The sequence below is a fragment of the Segatella paludivivens DSM 17968 = JCM 13650 genome (genome assembly GCF_000373185.1).
Classification (GTDB): domain Bacteria; phylum Bacteroidota; class Bacteroidia; order Bacteroidales; family Bacteroidaceae; genus Prevotella; species Prevotella paludivivens.
In genome coordinates, this window is sequence record NZ_KB890629.1 from 16287 (window position 1) to 37565 (window position 21279).

Annotated in this window: 9 protein-coding genes and 1 pseudogene; all 10 read left to right on the forward strand. The window is 36.2% G+C overall.

Annotated elements, in window-relative coordinates; genetic code table 11:
• The first annotated feature begins 304 nt into the window (after window positions 1-304).
• Window positions 305-3502 (forward strand): SusC/RagA family TonB-linked outer membrane protein, encoded by a 3198-nt coding sequence (locus tag B045_RS0102365; protein WP_025882821.1) that lies wholly within the window; start codon window positions 305-307, stop codon window positions 3500-3502.
• An 18-nt stretch (window positions 3503-3520) separates the two neighbouring features.
• The gene (locus B045_RS0102370) at window positions 3521-5167 is read left to right on the forward strand and encodes a RagB/SusD family nutrient uptake outer membrane protein (protein WP_018462668.1); all 1647 of its coding nucleotides are present in this window, start codon (window positions 3521-3523) and stop codon (window positions 5165-5167) included.
• A 444-nt stretch (window positions 5168-5611) separates the two neighbouring features.
• Window positions 5612-8932, forward strand: coding sequence for a SusC/RagA family TonB-linked outer membrane protein (locus B045_RS0102375; RefSeq protein ID WP_026234303.1), 3321 nt, complete (start codon window positions 5612-5614; stop codon window positions 8930-8932).
• 10 nt (window positions 8933-8942) lie between these two features.
• Entirely contained in the window at window positions 8943-10532 is a 1590-nt protein-coding gene (locus B045_RS0102380; protein ID WP_018462670.1) for a RagB/SusD family nutrient uptake outer membrane protein, read from the forward strand.
• 18 nt (window positions 10533-10550) lie between these two features.
• Complete coding sequence (locus B045_RS0102385; protein ID WP_025882824.1) at window positions 10551-11474, forward strand: zinc-binding metallopeptidase; 924 nt, start codon at window positions 10551-10553, stop codon at window positions 11472-11474.
• A gap of 15 nt (window positions 11475-11489) precedes the next feature.
• On the forward strand, window positions 11490-12800 hold the full coding sequence (locus tag B045_RS14805) for a DUF4302 domain-containing protein (protein ID WP_025882825.1): 1311 nt from the start codon (window positions 11490-11492) through the stop codon (window positions 12798-12800).
• 6 nt (window positions 12801-12806) lie between these two features.
• The gene (locus B045_RS0102395; RefSeq protein ID WP_018462673.1) at window positions 12807-13898 is read left to right on the forward strand and encodes a BACON domain-containing protein; all 1092 of its coding nucleotides are present in this window, start codon (window positions 12807-12809) and stop codon (window positions 13896-13898) included.
• A gap of 1024 nt (window positions 13899-14922) precedes the next feature.
• Window positions 14923-18147, forward strand: a complete 3225-nt coding sequence (locus B045_RS0102400) for a SusC/RagA family TonB-linked outer membrane protein (protein WP_025882826.1) — start codon at window positions 14923-14925, stop codon at window positions 18145-18147.
• A 32-nt stretch (window positions 18148-18179) separates the two neighbouring features.
• Complete coding sequence (locus B045_RS0102405) at window positions 18180-19838, forward strand: RagB/SusD family nutrient uptake outer membrane protein (protein WP_018462675.1); 1659 nt, start codon at window positions 18180-18182, stop codon at window positions 19836-19838.
• 167 nt (window positions 19839-20005) lie between these two features.
• Window positions 20006-20656 (forward strand): annotated as a pseudogene (locus B045_RS15255) (DUF4372 domain-containing protein); the annotation flags it as partial.
• Window positions 20657-21279: the final 623 nt, after the last annotated feature.

The window sequence follows — 21279 nt, forward strand, 5'->3', positions numbered from 1 at the left end:
TGATATGTTGCTTTGTCTAAAAAGTGCTTATAAATTGTAATAAAATCGTTACGAAAAGCGTATATCTACGGTATTTATATCAATAAAAGTGACTTTTTGCATAAAAAATTTGGTTATATTCCAAACATTCATTAATTTTGCGCGCCACATACAACATATGTAATTTTTAGTTTTTATTGAAGTACGAGAAAAGAATGTTCATTCATTCTTGATTAAATATATTCCCTGCATTTTGTAATGTGGGCTGATAATGTAGCCAAAATAAATAAGAAAACAATACAATTTAATTAAGAGAGAGATTTTTATGAAAAAAAGACTAATGATGTTTTTAGCCTGTCTGTTTCTAAGTTTAGGAATAGCGATGGCTCAAACTCAGGTAAGCGGAGTAGTAACCTCTTCGGAGGATGGACTACCAGTCATTGGAGCCTCTATTAAGGTCTTAGGTACCAATACGGGTACTGTGACAGACGTAGATGGCGCTTTTTCACTTTCAGTTCCAGAAGGAGCTAAACTTCAAGTTTCTTATATAGGAATGAACGCCAAAACCGTCATTGCGAAAAAGAGCCAAAAGATAGTTTTGACACCTGATAATAAAACGCTTGATGATGTTGTTGTCGTAGCTTACGGTACAGCAAAACGTAGCAGTTTAACAGGTTCTGTGTCTGTAGTTGGTGAGGATAAAATAAAGAAAAGCCTAGCTACAACAGCTACCGCGGCCTTGGAAGGTGCTGCCCCTGGTATACAGGTTAACTCTTCTTATGGAGAGCCTGGATCGGATCCTAAAATCCGTATTCGTGGTATCGGTACCTTGGTAAAAGGTGCAGAAGAACCTCTTTATGTAGTAGATGGCGTTCCTTTTGAAGGCAATATCTCAGAAATAAATCCTAATGACATTGACAATATGTCTATATTAAAGGATGCTTCTTCATCTGCCTTGTATGGTAGTCGTGCAGCGAATGGTGTTGTTATCATTACAACAAAGAAAGGACAGAACAACGGTAAACCATCTGTTACATTGAATATTAATCAAGGTGTTTATACTCGTGGTATGAGCGAATATGATCGTCTTGGAGCAAATCAATGGATGGAAACCTCATGGCAGGCTATGAAAAACTATGCTATGAGTGGCTCTTTACACAAAAACGCAACGGATGCGGCCGCTTATGCAACAGAGCACTTGGTTAGTGATTATACGCAACGTAATATTTATGACGGGGCAGACAATAAACTATTTGATGCTAATGGAACTTTGATAGCAAAGATGAAGCCAGGTTATAATGATTTGGATTGGTTTGATAATATTCAGCGTACAGGTTGGCGTCAGGAATACAATATGTCTGTAAGTGCAGGTAATGACAAGTTCAATGTTTACTCATCTGCAGGTTATTTGAATGAAAAAGGATATATAAAGAATATAGGTTTCGAGCGTTTTTCTGGTTTGGTTAAGGCCGAGTACAAACCTACAACATGGTTTAAGTCTGGAATGAAACTCACAAGTTCATATTATAACCAAAGATTTAATGATAACGCTAAAGGTGCGGCTTATTCAAATCCATTTAACGTAGCGCGTTATATGGCTCCAATTTATCCTATCTATATGCATAATGCTGATGGAAGTTATGATTTAGATTTAGCAGGAAACAAACAATATGATACAACTTCTTCATATTTAAGTAACCGCAACATTTCTTACGAGATGGATATGGATAACGACAAGAATCATCGTGCCGTAATTGGTGCTAATATCTTTGGAACAGTGTTGTTGCCTTATGGCTTCTCGTTCACTCTTACAGGTGACTTGAATCATATCAACAACAATCGACAGAGATATAATAATCCTGTAATAGGAGATGGTGCAACTAACAATGGTCGTTTAGCAAGCTACGCATACCAGTATAATTATTATACTCTTCAGGAACTTTTGAATTGGACCAAGGATTATGGAGTACATCACATTGATGCAACTTTAGGCCATGAAAATCATAGTTGGATGAGTAGCTATACTTATGCATTGAATACAGATATGGTTGCCCAAGGCAATATGACTATGGGTAACTTTGTTAAGAATTCATCTTCTATAGGTTCAGATGATACTTACAAGACTGAAGGCTATCTGTTCCGTGCACGTTATAACTATGACGAAAAATATTTTGCTGATTTTTCTTATCGTCGTGATGGTAGTTCACGTTTCAGTAAGTCTGCAAGATGGGGAAATTTCTTCTCTTTCGGTTTGAACTGGAATGCGAAGGGCGAAAGTTTCCTTCGTGATGTAAAATGGTTGAACACTTTGCGTGCAAGGGCTTCTTATGGTGAGGTAGGTAATGATAAGGCTGCTTCATATTATGCTTATCAGTCTCTCTATTATATAGACAAGAATGGTAATTCAGAAACAGGTGCTCTTATTAGACAAAGTTTGCCAGCTAATAATTTGAAATGGGAGACAACACAGACTGTAGACTTAGGTGTACAAGGCCGTTTGTTTAATTGCTTGAACTTAGAACTTGGTTATTTCGATAAGCGATCAAAGGATTTGCTTTTCCAGGTCCGCCTTCCTTACTCTGCAGGTTCATTCCCTTATGTAGGTGATGATGCTCCTTCAAACCTTACTGTGTGGAAAAATATAGGTACGATTTCTAACCGTGGTTTTGAGTTCTCTGCTGACGTTGATGTCATTCGCAAAAACAACTTGACATGGAATGTTTTCTTTAATGGTACAACTGTTAGTAGTAAATTGAAGAAACTTCCTGATGGGAAAGATATTCTTAACGGTTTGATGAAATTCTCAGAGGGACATGACCCATATGAGTATTTTACATATCATTTTGAAGGTGTTGACCAGATGACTGGTAATTCATTATATACATTGGATCCAGATAGTAAGGCAAAAGCTATTGCAGGCGGTGCTCTTGTGACGATAAATGGAACAGACTATACAACCATGACTGCTTATGCTAAGAAACAATGGGCTGGCTCAGCAATTCCTGATATATATGGTTCTTTCGGAACGAATTTGTCTTGGAAATCCTTTTCATTTAGCATGATGCTTTCATATAGCCTTGGTGGTAAAATTTATGATAGCAGCTATAAAAGTTTAATGTCAACGGCCTCAGCTTCGTCAGCATCAGCTCTTCATAAAGATTTGTTGAAATCTTGGACTAGTGTACCAGAAGGAATGACTGAAACATCTAATAATCGTATTGATACAAAGGGCATTCCTGTGCTTGACTTCAATAGAAGTACCGATAATAATGATACAAGTGATCGTTGGTTGACTAGTGCATCTTATCTTATTTTCAAGAATGTAACACTTGGTTACACTCTTCCTAGAAATATTGTCAGTGAATGGGGACTTTCTGGAGTTACATTGAATGCAGGTGTTGAGAACTTGTTTACTATGACTAAGCGCAAGGGTTTGAATCCACAGCAGTCTTTCACAGGAAGTATGGATGATACTTATGTTCCTGCTAGAGTATTTAACTTTGGACTTACAGTCAACTTTTAAATTGAAAGGATAAACAAAATGAAAAGATATATTAATAAATTTTTCTTTGCTGGCCTCTTTGCCGTAGCTTCTTTGTCTTCGTGCAGCAGTGATTATCTAGATACTAATCCAACAGAGTCGGTAAGCTCAAGTAGTGTTATCAGTAGCACTGATAATATGAAGAAAGCTCTGAATGGTATTGCTAAAACAATGACAACACAGCAGTCTGCTTTTAGTCAGGGCTTTGCTGGCGAGAATGCAATTATACGCCTTTATGAAGACCTTCCTAGTCAAGACTATAATTATAATTATATTGCTTCTGGCTGGTCTTCTATAATTAATCAGACATTTCATTTTCGTACGAATTCTATTTATGATGGATACGCTTGGTATTATTATTATCAGATAGTAGGAGCTGCAAATGTAATCATTAATCATGCTGATGATGCTTCATGCTCAGGATCAGATGCTGACAAGGCTTTTGTTAAGGCTTCTGCGTTGACATTTCGTGCATATGCATTCCAAAAGCTTGTTAACTATTATTGCTATCGTTGGCAAGACAGTAATAATGGAGCAACCCAGGGACTTGTGCTTCGTCTAGATGAGTCAACAGGTGATTTAGCTTATTCAACGCTTGCTGAAACTTACAAGCAAATTTATGATGATTGTACTAATGCAATAAATCTTTTCGAAAAGAGTGGTGAGAACCGCCCTTCTGGTAAGGTTTGGTTGCCTAATGTAAATGTTGCTCATGCAGTCTATGCACGTGCTGCATTGACAAAGCAGGACTATTCCACTGCATTGGATCAGGCAAAACTAGCGCGTATAGGATATGATCTTATGGATAATGCTTCATATGCTGGAGGTTTCTGTAAACCAACATCTGAATGGATAATGGGTAGCTATGGAGCTGCTGATCAACAGAACTGGTATTGGAGTTTTGGAACCCAAATGGCATGTAACGGTTATGCAGCCAATCGTAATCCTACAGGAGCAGGTACGATTGGTCATGAGTTGATTGAAAGAATTCCTGATAACGATGCACGTAAGCAATTATTTATAACAGAGGACAAATTTAGTAAGATAAATATTAAGTCTGCTAGCGATGTACATCAGAATTTTGGTATTTTGGGTTTAGGCAACGATGCTGTCTTTGCACAAGCAGATTCAATCTGTAAGTCACATACTCCTTCTGGTATGGCAGCTCCTTATCAAAGTGGCTATATTTATTTAGACGGTCAGCTGAAATTCTGGGTTGATGACCAACCTGGTGTAGGTTATGTTCCATTTATACGTTCATCAGAGATGTTATTAATTGAGGCTGAAGCTGATTATTTCTTAAATAAGCCTACGGATGCTCAAAATGCACTTGTTGAATTAAATGCGACATCAAAGCGTAATCCTAATTATACATGTACTAAGACAGGAGACGAGCTTTTTGCTGAAATACGTGACTATCGTAATTTGGAGCTTTGGGGCGAAGGTTTTGAGTGGAGTGATTTTAAACGTTGGAATTTACCAGTAGTGCGTAATAGTTTTGCTAATGGTGGTAATGCACATACTTCTGTTGCAATTACAATTAAACCTAGTGATGGTAATAAATGGACATGGGAAGTTCCTTTGAACGAGACGGAATACAATGCTGCCTTGAAGACTGCAGATGCTTCAGGAAGTACTCCTAAATAATTTAAGACTATTCTTACTATTAGTAATAGTATAAAAAGTTTTGGCAGCAGTAAGTAATTACTGCTGCCTTTTTATTATATAATTTATGATAAGCATAATTCTATTTATCTGATACCTTTTAATGCCTTGATATATTTATCTATAATATACTTTTTTGATAAATTTATGTTAAGTATTGTTTGCCGTGATTAGTCGTGAATGCATTATGTTTTGTTTTTGATGCAAATATACTTTTAAATATTACTTTACTGTAAAAACAAAAGATGCTGTTTGTGAAAATAATCTATCAAAAGTATTTGTTTTTATTGTTTATAGTTGCTTAATGGTAATATTTTTGGCTAAAATGTAAGATAATGATATTTTTATTTGCAAATTATAATGTTTTTACTTATTTTTGCGAATGGATAATAAAATTAAGTTATTAATTATTAATAGAGACTTTTTATGGAGAAAAAACTAACAATGATTTTGGTATGTCTATTCCTGTCTTTTGGAATGACTTTTGCTCAAACTAAAATCACCGGTACTGTTGTATCCCAGGATGATGGAGAACCTGTTATAGGCGCATCCGTATTTATTCAGGGAACAAAAACAGGAACCGTTACTGATGGAGAAGGAACATTCTCGTTAAATGTTCCTGCAAACAAGAAACTAACGATTAGTTATGTTGGAATGGAAACTGAGAGTGTCCAAGCAAAACCGGGAATGAAGGTTGTATTGAAACCTTCTACTTCTCTTCAGGAAGTAGTTGTTACTGGTATGCAGAAAATGGATAGACGTATGTTTACTGGCTCAACTACTAAGATTAATGCACAGGATGCTAAAATTGACGGTTTGCCTGATATAAGCCGTTCTCTTGAAGGTCGTGCGGCAGGTGTATCTGTTCAGAATGTATCAGGAACATTCGGAACTGCGCCAAAGATTCGTGTTCGTGGTGCTACCTCAATTTATGGCAGTTCAAAACCATTATGGGTTGTTGATGGAGTTATAATGGAAGATGTTGTAGATGTCAGTGCTGATCAGCTTTCTTCTGGAAATGCCAATACACTGATCAGTTCAGCAATAGCAGGTCTTAACTCTGATGATATTGAGAGTTTTCAGATTTTGAAAGATGGATCTGCTACATCAATTTATGGTGCTCGTGCTATGGCAGGTGTTATTGTTGTTACAACAAAGAAAGGAAAATCAGGACAGAGTCACATCAGTTACACAGGTGAATATACAATGCGTTTGATACCTAGCTATTCTACTTTTAATATAATGAACTCACAGGACCAGATGTCAATATATCAAGAGCTACAGCAAAAAGGTTATCTTAATTATGCTGAAACATCGACAGCTGCAAATAGTGGCATTTATGGTAAGATGTATCAGCTGCTAAATACATATGATTCTACAACAGGAATGTTTGGCTTAGCTAATACGACAGAAGCTAAGGCAGCTTATTTGCGTTCTGCTGAGTATCGTAATACAAATTGGTTTAAGGAACTTTTTACAAATTCTATCCAGAGTAACCATTCTGTAAGTATTACTGCAGGAACAGACAAAGCACAATATTACGCATCTGTAAGTGCTATGTATGATCCCGGGTGGACAAAGAGTAGTCAAGTGCAGCGCTATACTACAAATTTCAATGCGAATTATAATGTATCTTCTAGAGTTACTTTTGGACTTATTGGTAATGCTTCTTATCGTAAGCAGAAAGCCCCTGGAACTATCAGTGCGACTACAGATCCTGTATCAGGAAAAGTAAACCGTGCTTTTGATATAAATCCGTATTCTTTTGCTTTGAATACGTCTAGAGCATTGTCAACTACGGATTACTACACTCGCAATTATGCTCCATTTAATATTTTCAATGAGCTAGAACAAAATTATATTGACGTAAATGTTTCTGATTTCCGCATGCAGGCAAAATTAGCTTATAAACCATTGCGCCAGTTGGAACTTTCTGTCTTGGGCGCTATGAAATACAGTGCAACGACTCAGGAACACAATATAAAAGATAACTCTAATCAAGCAATGGCTTATAGAGCCATGGGAACATCAACTATACGTAAAAATAATACTTATCTTTATACAGACCCCGACGATATTTATGCATTGCCCGTCTCTGTGCTGCCTTATGGAGGTATCGTGGATCGTACTGATAACAATATGTTTGGTTATGATTTCCGTGCAACCGCACAATATAATGATTCTTTCAATAATGATACACATATAGTAAACCTGTATGGTGGTATGGAAACTAATAGTGTAGATCGTCATAATACATGGTTCCGTGGTTGGGGTATGCAGTATGATATGGGTGAAACACCTTCTTATGCTTATCAGGTGTTTAAGAAGAGTGCTGAACAGAATGCTGATTACTATACAATGGGAAATACAAGTGAGCGTAGTGTTGCTTTCTTTGGTAATGGAACATATTCTTATAAGGGGCGTTATACCTTAAACGGAACAATTCGTTATGAAGGCACCAACAGACTAGGAAAGAGTCGTTCTGCACGTTGGTTGCCTACATGGAACTTGTCTGGTGCATGGAACGTTCATGAAGAATCTTTTTTCAAGAGCTTGGAACCAGTTATGTCACATTTGACATTCCGCCTCTCATATTCGTTGACTGCTGACCGTGGTCCGTCAAATGTAACGAATTCACGTGTTATTATCAAGTCTAATAACCCTTGGCGTCCATTCGCTGATGTTAAGGAAAGTCAATTGTACATCTCTGATTTGGAAAATAGTGATTTGACTTATGAGAAAAAGCATGAACTAAATTTTGGTATGGATATGGGATTTCTTAATAACCGAATTAATTTAGGAATGGATATTTATTCTCGTCGTAATTATAATCTTATTGGTCTTGCAACAACAGAAGGTGTTGGTGGAATGGTTATGAAATATGGTAATATCGCATCTATGAAGTCAAGTGGTGTTGAGCTTTCTCTTTCTACCACTAATATTAAGGCGAAGGACTTTAGCTGGACATCAAGTTTTATCTATAGTCATACACATAATCAAGTTACTGACCTACGTACTACATCAAGTATAATGGATCTGGTTTCTGGAAATGGATTTGCTCAGGAAGGATATCCTGTAAGAAGTTTATTTTCAATACCTTTCAAGGGACTGAATCGTGAAGGTCTGCCAACATTCCTTGATCAGGACGGTAACATCACTACAACAGGTATCTATTTCCAAGAAAGTGATCCTGAAAAACTTAAATTCCTTAAGTATGAAGGAAGTATTGATCCAACAGATGTTGGTAGCTTCGGAAATATCTTCACATATAAAGGGCTTTCACTTAATGTGTTTATAACATATTCTTTCGGTAACGTGGTTCGTCTTGATCCTGTATTCTCTAACGAATATGATGACCTTTCATCAATGCCAAAAGAGTTTAATAATAGATGGACTATTCCTGGAGACGAGGCTCGCACAAATGTGCCAGTTATAGCAAGTGCAATTCAAAATAAGAATGATGCAAATTTATCTTATGCATATAATGCTTACAACTATTCGACAGAGCGTATCGCTAAGGGTGATTTCATTAGAATGAAGGAAATTTCATTAGGTTATGATTTCCCCAAAACATGGGTTTCTTCATTAAAGTTGAGCAACCTTTCCTTGAAGTTTCAGGCTACCAACCTGTTCCTTATTTATGCTGACAAGAAATTGAATGGACAGGATCCGGAATTCTTTAATACCGGTGGTGTTGCAGTACCAGTTCCAAAGCAGTTTACACTTACATTAAAAATAGGTATCTAAAAAGAAAATTATGAAAAAGAATAATATATTATACTTGATAGTATTACTGGCTTTTACTAGTATATCACTAGCTTCTTGTGATAGTTATCTGGATAAGATGCCTGATAACCGTGCAGAGGTTGATTCAGAGGACAAGATAGCAAGTCTTACCACATCAGCTTATCCTAATCATGATTATATTCTTCTTAATGAATGTATGTCTGATAATGTTGATGACATGGGGCCTACTTATGCAAATTATACATCACGTTTTCTTGATCAAGTATATTCTTGGAACGATGCTACTGATGATGATAATGAATCTTCAGAGTATCTTTGGCAGAGCTGTTATAATGCTATTGCTTCTGCCAATCAGTCATTGAAGTCAATAGATGAACTTGGCGGGGCGACAACAACCAAACTTAAAGAAACAAAGGCTGAAGCTTTACTTTGTCGTGCATATTCTCATTTTATATTGACTAATGAGTTTTGTATGAATTATAATTCGAAGACAAGTAATCATGATTTTGGTATTCCTTATCTTACAGAACCTGAGGCAACGCTTAATCCTAAATATGAACGTGGAACAGTAGCCCACGACTATGAAATGATAGATAAGGATATACAGGAAGCATTACCGCTTGTTGGTGATACACATTATACCGTGCCAAAGTATCATTTCAACAGTCAGGCAGCTTATGCATTTGCCACACGTTTTTATTTGTTTTATGAAAAATGGGATAAGGCTGCCGAATATGCATCTGTATGTCTTGGTGCATCACCAAAGACAATGTTGCAAAATTGGGACAAGATGCAATCTTATGGTGTAACAAACAGTCTGACGCCACGTTGTAATCTATATATAGACGCAAGTTCAAATTCAAACTTTTTGTTACTAACGTCTATTTCTGAAGCTGGATTGTTTGGAAGTAACTATACATATTTCACCAAATATTCTCATAATACATATCTTGCATCAACAGAGGACTTGCTGGCAACTAATATATACGGTAACAGCAGTGATATGCGTTGTAAACCTATGACTTTCTCTGGAAGTGGAATGGACCGTGTTATCGTGGCTAAGTTACCTTATATATTTGAAGAATTAGATCCTGTAGCAAAAACTGGCAATTATCGTACAGTATATCCAGCATTCAAGGCAGACCTTACTTTGTTGGAACGTGCTGAGGCTTATATTATGTTGAAAGAATATACAAAAGCTTGTGATGACCTTAATACATGGATGCACAATTATACAAACTCGAATGTAGTGCTTACCCCTCAGAATATTGAAACATATTATAAGGCTCTTAGCTATGCTACATGGGATGTACCAACGATAAAGAAACATTTACATCCAGCTTTTACAATTGATGCTGAAGGAAGTATTCAGGAATGCATGTTGCAATGTGCTTTGAGTTTCAAGCGAATCGAGACAAGTTATGAAGGCTTTAGATGGTTTGATATTAAGCGTTATGGAATAAATATCGTTCGCAGAACTATCAATGCAGCGGGAACTCCTGAAGCAATAACCGATTCTTTGACAACAAATGATTTACGTCGTGCCATCCAAATACCTTTCAAGGTAAGACAAGCAGGACTTCCATCAAATCCTAGGTAGAATTTAAAAAGCAACAAAATGAAAAAGAATATATTTTATTTATTATTATTAGTGTGTGTCGCTATGTCGTTCTCTGCGTGTTCAGAGGATAAGCTGAGCTCGGAAAGCGTAATCACATCGGATAGTAATAATAATGCAACAAAGACGAACTTCGATAAATGGTTGATAGTAAATTATTTACAGCCATATAATATAGAATTCAAGTATCGTTACGAGTATAATGAGACCGATAAAAATTTTTATACAGTACCAGCAGACTATAATCAGTCTGTGGAATTGGCTCATATTGTTAAATATACTTGTGTTGAGGCCTACAATGAGGTAGGGGGTGTTGAGTTCACTCGCCGCTATTTCCCGAAAATGTTTTTCCTCATCGGAGAATTTGAGTATAAAAACAACGGAACAATGATTCTTGGTACAGCCGAAAGTGGAAAAAAAATATTGCTCACGGGAGTGAATAATCTTGATCAATATAAGAATAATTTGAATTATCTTAATGAATTATATCTTAAAACAATTCATCATGAGTTTACTCATATTCTTAATCAGACGAAGGATTATTCATCAGCCTTTCAGCTAGTTACATCTACGGGTTATGTTGCTGATAGTTGGAGCGTTCCAGAATATGCTTCAGGATATCTGCAGAGAGGTTTTATCACAGCTTATTCTCAGCATTCGCATGTTGAGGATTTCGCAGAGATGCTTTCTACATATATAACCAATACACCTGAGCAATGGGAGGCTTGGATGGAAGAAGCTGCTGGAACTCCTGATGATCCAAAAAGTGGACGTGAGCTTATTGAGGCAAAGCTTAATATGGTAAGGGCTTATATGAAGAATTCTTGGAATATTGATATTGATATGTTAAGAACTTCTGTATTGCGCCGTGAATATGACGTTGTTGCTGACAAGATAAACTTAAGTGATTTAACAATAAAATAACGAAAGCATACAATTATGAAAAATAATATATTAAAATTATTACTATTGCTCCTTCCTTTGTTTGTCTTTCAGTCTTGTATGAAAGATCAAGAAGATGTTTTCAACGAACCTTCGTCATTGCGCATGCAGAATACTTTAGATAAAACAAGAAAGGTTCTCGAGGGATCAGATAAGGGTTGGATAATGGATTATTATGTAGGTGACAATCAACAATACGGCGGTTATGCTTTTACAGTGAAATTTGATTCACTTACATGTACTGCGTCTTCAGAGTTGTCTGCTGACACAGCCACATCATATTATAAACTCACTACAGACGATGGACCTGTATTGACTTTTGATACCTATAATACAGTCTTGCATGCTCTTGCTACACCAAGTGCTGATAATTACGAAGGTTTTCATGCTGATTATGAATTTATAATACTTAGTGCTGATGCTAACGAAGTTGTGTTGCAAGGGAAAAAGACTGGCTCTATTATGAAGATGCATCCGTTAACTGAAACGCCATCAGCTTATCTAAATAGTGTACAGTCTACTATTGGCAATTTCGTTATTAACGGTGCATCGGGTGTGGTAGATAAGACTAATCTTGATATATTGGTGAATATTGATAACAGACAAATCGTGTATTCAATTAGTAATGATTCTACAATAACCGGTTCTACTGCTTTTACTATTACGGATAAAGGGGTGCGCTTGTATGAACCTATAATAGTTAATGGACAGAAATTACAAAATTTTATATTTGATGCAGAGAATACAACTTTGACTTGTACGGATGCTTCTAACGTTACACTGAAAGGAACTTTGCCAGTAGGTTATATTAAATATTCTGATTATGCTGGTGATTATTCGTTTACATATAGTTTGCCGGTTTCTGGAAAACAGACGAAACAAATGATGGACGTTAAATTGACTCCATCAGGTGATGGTACTACGTATAAGTTGGATGGTTTGAACTCTAAGTTTAGTCCTGTACTTAAGTATAATAAATCTAAAGGTAATTTAGAACTTAATAGTCAGGTTATTGGTGATTATCAAGGTTCTAAGATTTGGCTTTGTGCATGGGGGGTAGCTGCTGGCGGAAGTCTAACATGGAATCCAAGTGCAGGTATGGTGTTAAAGTATAATCAAAGTCTTAGTACTCCCGAAAAACCAGCTTTTGACTGGACTTCAAATGGGTACACCGGATTAACTTCAGATTCATTTATTATGTGGCTTATAGACTCAAATAATGCAAGTGTTGGATCTTTTGTTAATCCTAGCTGGGCTGTGAATGGCTCTAATCGTTTCTATTATTTGAAGTCATTAATTAAAAAGTAAATTAGTATGAAGAAGATTATAAATTTATTTGTTGTATTATTGGGTATATTCGTATTTGCCGCTTGTAGCGATAATATTGATAATCCTTATGCGAAAGAATCCACAATTAGTATTGTGAAAAGTAATCTTGTATTTCCTGCTAGGGCATCTAATGGAGTAGTAGAATTCCATTCTCAAGGCACAGTAAGCGCATCTTCAAATGCTACATGGTGCAAGACCAGTGTCGTAGGAGATACAGTAAAGGTTGCTGTTGAACAAAATAATAATAATGATGGTCGCTCAACGGTTGTTACATTACATAATGGAACTGATTCCGTAAATGTTTCTTTGGTACAAGGAGGTCTTATTTTCCAGCTGTCAGTTTCTTCTGTTGTTAATAGTTCAGATCTAGCGTCTTCTTTCGCTTATGCAATGTCTGCCAATCTTGACTTCAATGTTTTATCAGCTCCTGATTGGATAACGGTTTCAAATACTGAAGATAGCTTGAAGGTTAGGATGTCTGCTAATACTACTGGTCATCTACGCTCTGACTATGTTAAATATAACGTAGGAAGTTATAAAGATTCAATAAAAGTTGTACAAGGCGACTTTGATACAGACTTAGCTGGTGATTATTATCTTGTTTCTCTGGATGGTGATGGACAACAGCAGGTTTTTGAGGCAGTCGTTTCCCAAGATACGTTGTTCTTGCCTGAATTTGATTTTAAGATTCCTACAACTTTTGATGGATCTAATATGGCAATTTCAACTACATGCGGACAGTATATAGGAGCTTATAGCAAATACTATATCTATACAGTTTTTGCTGATGCTAATAATAAATCTTTAACAGGATATAATGTTGGCGGTGCAACATATAGCGCTGCTTTTGATTATGATAGTAAAGATGGTACATATGCAAAATTCAGTGGAACTGTTGGTGGGGATGAAATAGGTACATTATTATTCATGGCTTGTTCCGCTAAAGCGCTCAACGCAAATACTAAATTAGGATTTCTAGTAGATCTACATTCGCCTTACTTGGTGAAAAAAACAGATTCACCAGCAAAGATGGCAAGTCTAATAAAGAAAAATCAATTAAAATTTGTCTTGCGATAAATTATTTGCTAACTATTTTATATATATAGGTGTGCTTTTTAAGCACACCTATAATATTTTAATAATCTAAGGTTCTTCGTCAATTTAGGGGGCATCCTTCATAAATGGGCTTGAATAGGCACTCTACCAGAAAAAGTTTTTTTAATGCCACTAATGTCATAATGTCACAAACCCTTTGTTTATAAGGGCTGAGCGAGTGACATTAAGTGACATTATCGGGGCAAAAGTGGCATTAAGCCCTAAAGTAAACCTGTTTTTAGCGTTTTTTTCGCAATTATGCTATTTGCATAATACATAATTTGTGCTTATGGAGTTTTGGCGAACATAAAGGCAGGCTTCTTGAATAATATGAATAGTTAAATATCTACTCCCTACATATATATCAACATGAGAGAATGAATTTGAAGGATGCAAATATATTTAGAAACAGTGCGCGCAAACTATTACCTAAGTTTTCACAATTTTTGTGTAATCCGATTACATCAGCATGTGTGCAATCCGATTACACAACGTGTGTAACCGTGTTACACAACGTGAACAACTCGATTACACACGTTGGGCAATTGAATTGCCTAACGTGAAAAAAGTGATTACTTAGCACAGGTAAACTAATGGTTATCAATAAGACTACAAGAATAGGATTGATGGTAATTACCATTATTTTATTTTTTAATATATTAAGTCTTTTACGAACTATCAATTCTTTATAATTTAACATTCTTGATGTTATAAGAAGTTGGAAAATATGCGATAAGTATGCGTAAATGTAACCAAAATGTGGTATTTTTGCTTCTAAATGAAAGTTTTTGCACAAAATATTTGGAGATATTCTAAACATTCCTTAATTTTGTCGCCATATACAATGAGGCTTTTTTAGTTTTTTTATTGAAGTATGAGAAAAGGATGTTAATACGTTCTTGATTTAAGATAAATAAAAATAATCCGTTTAATTAAATAAGCGGATTATTAACTAGGCAAAATAAATTAGATGACAATATAATTTTTAATTAAGAGAGAGATTTTTATGGAAAAAAGATTAATGATGTTTTTGGCCTGCTTATTTCTAAGTTTAGGAATGGCTATGGCCCAAACTCAGGTTTCAGGTGTCGTGACCTCTTCTGAGGATGGACAACCTATCATCGGAGCTTCTATTAAAGTCGTAGGTACTAGTACTGGTACTGTAACTGACGTTGATGGCGCATTTTTACTTCCTGTTCCTGCTAATGCGAAACTTGAAGTTTCATACATTGGAATGCAGAGAAAGTTGGTTAAGGCTTCTTCAAGAATGAAGATAGCTCTTGAACCTGACAATGAGACCTTGGATGAGGTGATGGTCGTTGCTTATGGAAAGCAGAAAAAATCATCATTTACAGGTTCTGCCGGTGTTGTTGGTGAACAGACTTTAAAGACACGTGTTGTTACAAATGCGACAAATGCACTTGCTGGTCAGGTTGCAGGTGTACAGATTGTAAATGCAAACGGTCAACCAGGTCAAGATGCTGTAATTCGTGTACGTGGTATAGGATCAATGAGTTCAAGTAATTCACCACTGATAGTTCTTGACGGTGTTCCTTATGACGGTAGTATTTCTTCTATCAATCCTACTGATATTGCTTCACTTACTGTACTAAAAGATGCAGCATCTAATGCGATTTATGGTGCGCGTGGCGCAAATGGTGTAGTTTTAATTACTACAAAGACAGGTAACTCAGGTGATGCTCAAGTAACATTTGATGCAAAATGGGGTACAAATACTCGCGCTGTTCCACAATATAATGTAATTTCTGATCCAGGAGAGTATTACGCTACCCAATTTAAGGCTCTTTATAATTCTCAAGCTTATCATGGTTCAAACGCCGCAGATGCTTATGCATACGCTAATAAGAACTTGTTTGATGAGAAAAATGGCGGATTAGGTTATCAAGTATATACTGTTCCTGCTGGACAAAATCTTATTGGTACAGATTTCAAGCTGAACCCTAATGCAAAATTAGGATATTCAGACGGTAAGTATTACTATACTCCAGATAATTGGTATAATGAAGCTTTTAGCTCAAATTTAAGACAAGAATATAATGCTACTGTTTCAGGGAAAAATGATAAATTGACATACTATGGTAGCGTTGGATACCTTGATGATTCTGGTATTATAAAGAATTCTGGTTTTAAACGTTATTCTGGTCGTGCTAATATAGATTATCAGGCAAAAAAGTGGTTGAGAGTAGGTGCAAATATGTCATTCTCTAATTCTGATAATAAAGCTCCTTCAGCACAGACTTCTGATGATTGGGGTAATTCTGGTAACCTCTTCTATGTGGTAAATAGTATAGCGCCAATATATCCGTTGTATGTTCGTAATGCTGATGGTTCTATTATGATAAATCAAGCTACAGGCAAACCAGTATATGATGCTAGTACGACAACCAACTTCCATAGAGCAGGTGCCACAGGAAATGCGGTACGTGATATAGATTATAATATCTATGAAGATAATCGAGATTTGTTTACAGGTAAATGGTATGCTCAATTAACTCCAATAGAAGGACTTGTCATTACAGCAAATATTGCGGCTAATCTTCAGAATGATCGTGCAAATAGACTTTATAGTACATTTGGATCTAGCTCGGCAGTAGATGGTGGAGCTTATGTTTATAGTGAAAGAATGTTCTCGGTCAATAATCAATACATGGCAGACTACTCACATACATTTGCTAAAAAACATAATTTTGAAGTTCTTGCAGGTTATGAGCAATATAAAATGAAGGACCAATTCCTTGATGGATATAATGATCATCTTTATGATCCATTTATAGGAGAATTAAGTAATGCAGGTGGTTCTGCTTCAAAAACTACAACATCTTATACTAATAGCTATATGTCAGAAGGATTCTTTGGACGTGTTCAATATGATTATGATGGTAAATACTTCGGTAGTGTTTCTTATCGTCATGACGGTTCTTCACGTTTCGCAAAGGATAATCGTTGGGGTGATTTTGGTAGTGTTGGTGCTGCATGGCTCATTACCAAAGAAAAATTTATGGAAAATCTTAGATGGCTAAACGTGTTAAAGTATAAAATAAGTTGGGGTAAACAAGGTAATGATAATGTTTTGGATCCAACAGGTAGTACAGCTAATATTGAAGTACCAGAATACTATGCATATTTGGATCAATACAAGCCATCTTACAGCAATGGAAATTATTCTATGACTATGTATTATAAAGGAAATCCTGATCTTACTTGGGAAACATCTTATTCGTTTAATACGGGTATTGAATTTGAACTTTTTAATCATCGCTTGAATGGTAGCTTTGAATATTGGAGTCGTAAGACAGATAACTTGATATATAATAAACCTGTACCTGTTTCATCTGGTATAACGACCGGTAGTATCCCAACAAATATTGGTAGTGTGATGAATAAAGGTATAGAGTTTAATTTGGATGGAACTGTCATTAAGACAAAAGATTTATCATGGGCTCTGAATTTCAACATTAGCCATTATAAAAGCAAAATCCTATCTCTTGACCCATCACTGGAAGCACAAGGAGGACAAAAAGGTTCATATTATATTCGTAGAGTTGGCGGATCAATGATGGAAGCTTATATGAAACGTTGGGCTGGTGTTGATCCTGAGACAGGCGAAGGTCTTTATTATATTGATCCTGATAATGGTAATTGGAAAACAACAGCAAACTATAGTGATGCCAAACAAAGTGACTTAGGAGATATATTGCCTAAAGTATATGGTGGTTTTGGAACACGTTTAGATTTCTTTGGATTTGACTTCTCTGCAATGTTTTCATATCAATTAGGTGGTAAATATTACGATGGAACATATCAGTCTTTCATGCATACAGGATATGGAAGCATGGCTGGTACAAACTGGAGTACGGATATAAGAAATGCTTGGACACCTGATAACAAGTATACTGATGTTCCTAGATTAGATGCCTCAGATAATAGTTATCAGATTGATAGCAACCGTTTCTTGACAAGTTCAGATTATTTAAGTATTAATAATCTCACATTAGGATATACTTGCCCTAAAACGTGGTTACATACTATAGGACTTTCTGCACTTCGTCTGTATGTATCTGCTGACAATTTAGCTGTAATATCTGCACGTAAAGGTTTAGATCCACGTGGTAGCTTTGGTTTAGGTAGCTCTACTGCTGGTAGTGGTGCATCACAGAGTAATTATTCGGTAATGCGAACAATCGTTGGTGGTATTCAAGTTACATTTTAATAATTAATGTAGAAACTATAAATTGAATATAAATGGAACATAATAAATATATTTTAATAGCTTTGGGGTTATTGTCATTAGCAAGTTGTACTGACATTAATGACCAAAAACCAGATGGTCAATATATCTCTGGTGATCAAAAAACAGAAACAGTCGGAGCTATACCAAGTCGTATAAAGGCTGATGTGGTAGGTATGTATCATATGATGGCAGTACCAGCTACATATTTTGGAGAAGCTGCAGGAAGAGCTGATGATGGAGGCTATTTTTCTTTAGCATTGTCTTCCGACTTGAATGCAGCAGATATGGTATGTGCTAACAGTGGTTATAATTGGTTCTCTGTTTGTTCAAATTATTCAGACCGTACTGCAACATATGCAAACCCTCGTATGAGATATGGATTACCTTATAACCAAATTAAGGTGGCAAATGATATTATAGCAGCAATGGATTCTACATCTACAGATAAGACAGTTACTGCCTATATTGGACAGGCTAAAGCTTGTAGAGCTTTTGCATATATGACAATCGCACCATTTTTTCAGTTTAGGTACGCTACATCTGCTGATAAAGCATGCGTCCCTATAGTAACGGAAAAGACGACAAACTTTAGCGATAATCCACGTGCAACAGTTAAGCAAGTGTATGACTTGATCATAAGTGATTTATCAGATGCACGCGTAAGATTATCAAGTTTTAGCAGAGATGATAAAAGCTATGTTAATTTGGCTGTTGTAGACGGATTGTTGGCACGTGCATATTTGAATATGGGGAAATATGCTGAAGCTGCCGCTGCTGCAAAGAATGCAATCTCTGAAACTGATGCAACCCCAGCAACTCGTGCAGATGTATCAAAGCCATATTTCTATGATGCAAATGAAAGTGATTGGATGTGGGGATTATTATTATCAGCTAGTGATGTCTCAAGTAGTGCTAAGAATGAAGCGACTGAAGGTGCACAATTGGCCTCGTTTTCATCAGATGGTTATGCACCTATAGGTTGCTATAAAAGAATCAATTCTTTGTTATGGAATAAGATACCAAGTACTGATATCCGTAAACAATGGTGGGTTGATGATAATTTAAAATCTAGTTTGCTCGATGGTCAAACATGGACAACAGGTGACGCTGTGTTTAATGGACAAGATATTCCAGCAGGAGTAATTACTGATGTAAAAGTTGCGTTTGATCCATATACAAATGTTAAGTTTGGCATGAAGAGTGGAATAGGTAATTCTGTTAACAATAATGACTACCCTTTGATGCGAGTTGAAGAAATGTATCTCATTGAAGCAGAAGGCTTAGCTATGAGCGGTAATTTACCAGACGCTAAGACAATTCTTGAGAACTTTGTAAAGACATATCGTGACCCTAGTTATACGAGCAAAGCTACTTCTGCTCAAGATTTCCAAAATGAAGTATGGTTCCAACGCCGTATTGAATTGTGGGGAGAAGGTTTTGCTATGAGTGATATTATGCGTTTAGGTAAACCAGTTGTTCGTATACATGGAACTGACACTGGTAATTGGCCAAGTACGTTCGCTTTTAATATGTCTCCAGATGATCCTTGGCTTATTATGCGTTTCCCACAGAAGGAGCTCAATAATAATTCTGGTGTTGTAGATAATACTGGTGGTACTCAGCCAAAGTCTCTGCAGAATTCTAATTTAACAGATGGTGTAACTGACTAATTATATTGTGTTTTATATATCAATATAATAATATAATTGGTTAATTATTTATATAAAAAGACAGGTGTTTCTACATCTGTCTTTTTTATGTATTTATGTAACCTCTTGTATAATATTTAGTTTTGATAATATGGAAATAGTATTTGAATATATTGCTGTCCGATAAAATGTGTACCTTTATTCATTGTTACATCGTTTTTATAGTAAAAAACAAAGGTAACAAAAAAAGACTGAATTCCAAGAGAGGAATTCAGTCTTACTTTTATATTCAGATTAAACTTTTAGAGGACAGCAATAATTTTGAAAGACTCGTGAAGAAGTATGATGATAGAACACAGAAGTGGCAACTAAATCACAGGAATCAGTTGATGGTCCTGATCTTTGGACAGCTCGACGGATGCAGAAGCCTTCGAGAGTTGATTGATATCACAGCGGCTCATGGCAAGAAGTCTTATCATCTCGGAATGGGTAAGAAGCCTGGCAACAGAAATGATCTTGTCAGGGCCAAAATGGTGCGTGACTACCGTATCTTTGAGGAGTTCGCATATCATATGGTTGAACTTGCACAGGGCAAGAGAATCTATCGTGGATTTGATGTGTCAGGCAAATACTATGCCTTCGACTCTACTACGATCTACCTATGTATGTCCCTGTTTAAATGGGTTGAGTTCAGAAAGACGAAGTCTGGAGTGAAAGTACATACCCAGATTGACATGGCTACGCAGATACTTGTATCCTTCGAGATTACCAATCCCAAAGTGCATGATGTCAACGCGATGGATGATATCTCTTATGAACCTCTCGCATGCTATGTCTTTGACCGCGGATACTGGGACTTGGTGCGTCTTTTTCATATTAACCTGATCAACTATTTCGAACAGAAGCCTTCAAGCCGGGTCAAAGCCTTTGTTTTAGATTAGTCACCGTTCCTGCCAAGTGGATCAAAACGGCAAGACAACATGTGCTAAACATTTATACGGACAACAATGCATACATCGATATATTCAAATTTAAGTTCTGGTAACAGGCAAGACATTATTGGAATATTGCGTAGAGCCCTGACACGCTTCATGCGGTAAGGGGATTCTGTGAAGGATGCTAATTCCTCCAACATCATTAAACAGTTCTGGACCTCCGTTAGTCTCTTAAATTTATACTTTGACATCAGGGGGCCAAAATGCCGCGGATTTTAGGGTATATTAAATATTTCATGAACTGTCAATTCTTTATTATTTTGTGTTGTAAATGTGGCAAAATGTTGTAAAATAGCGATGTATATGCGCAAAAAACAACCAAAAAGTAATATATTTGTTTCAAAATGAAACTTTTGTGGCAAAATATTTGGAGGTTGGTTATACATTCATTAACTTTGTGCACGATAACATTAATAAAATTAATTAAGCGAGAAAAGAAACAGCTTTTATCGAGTTTAAGTAGAGAT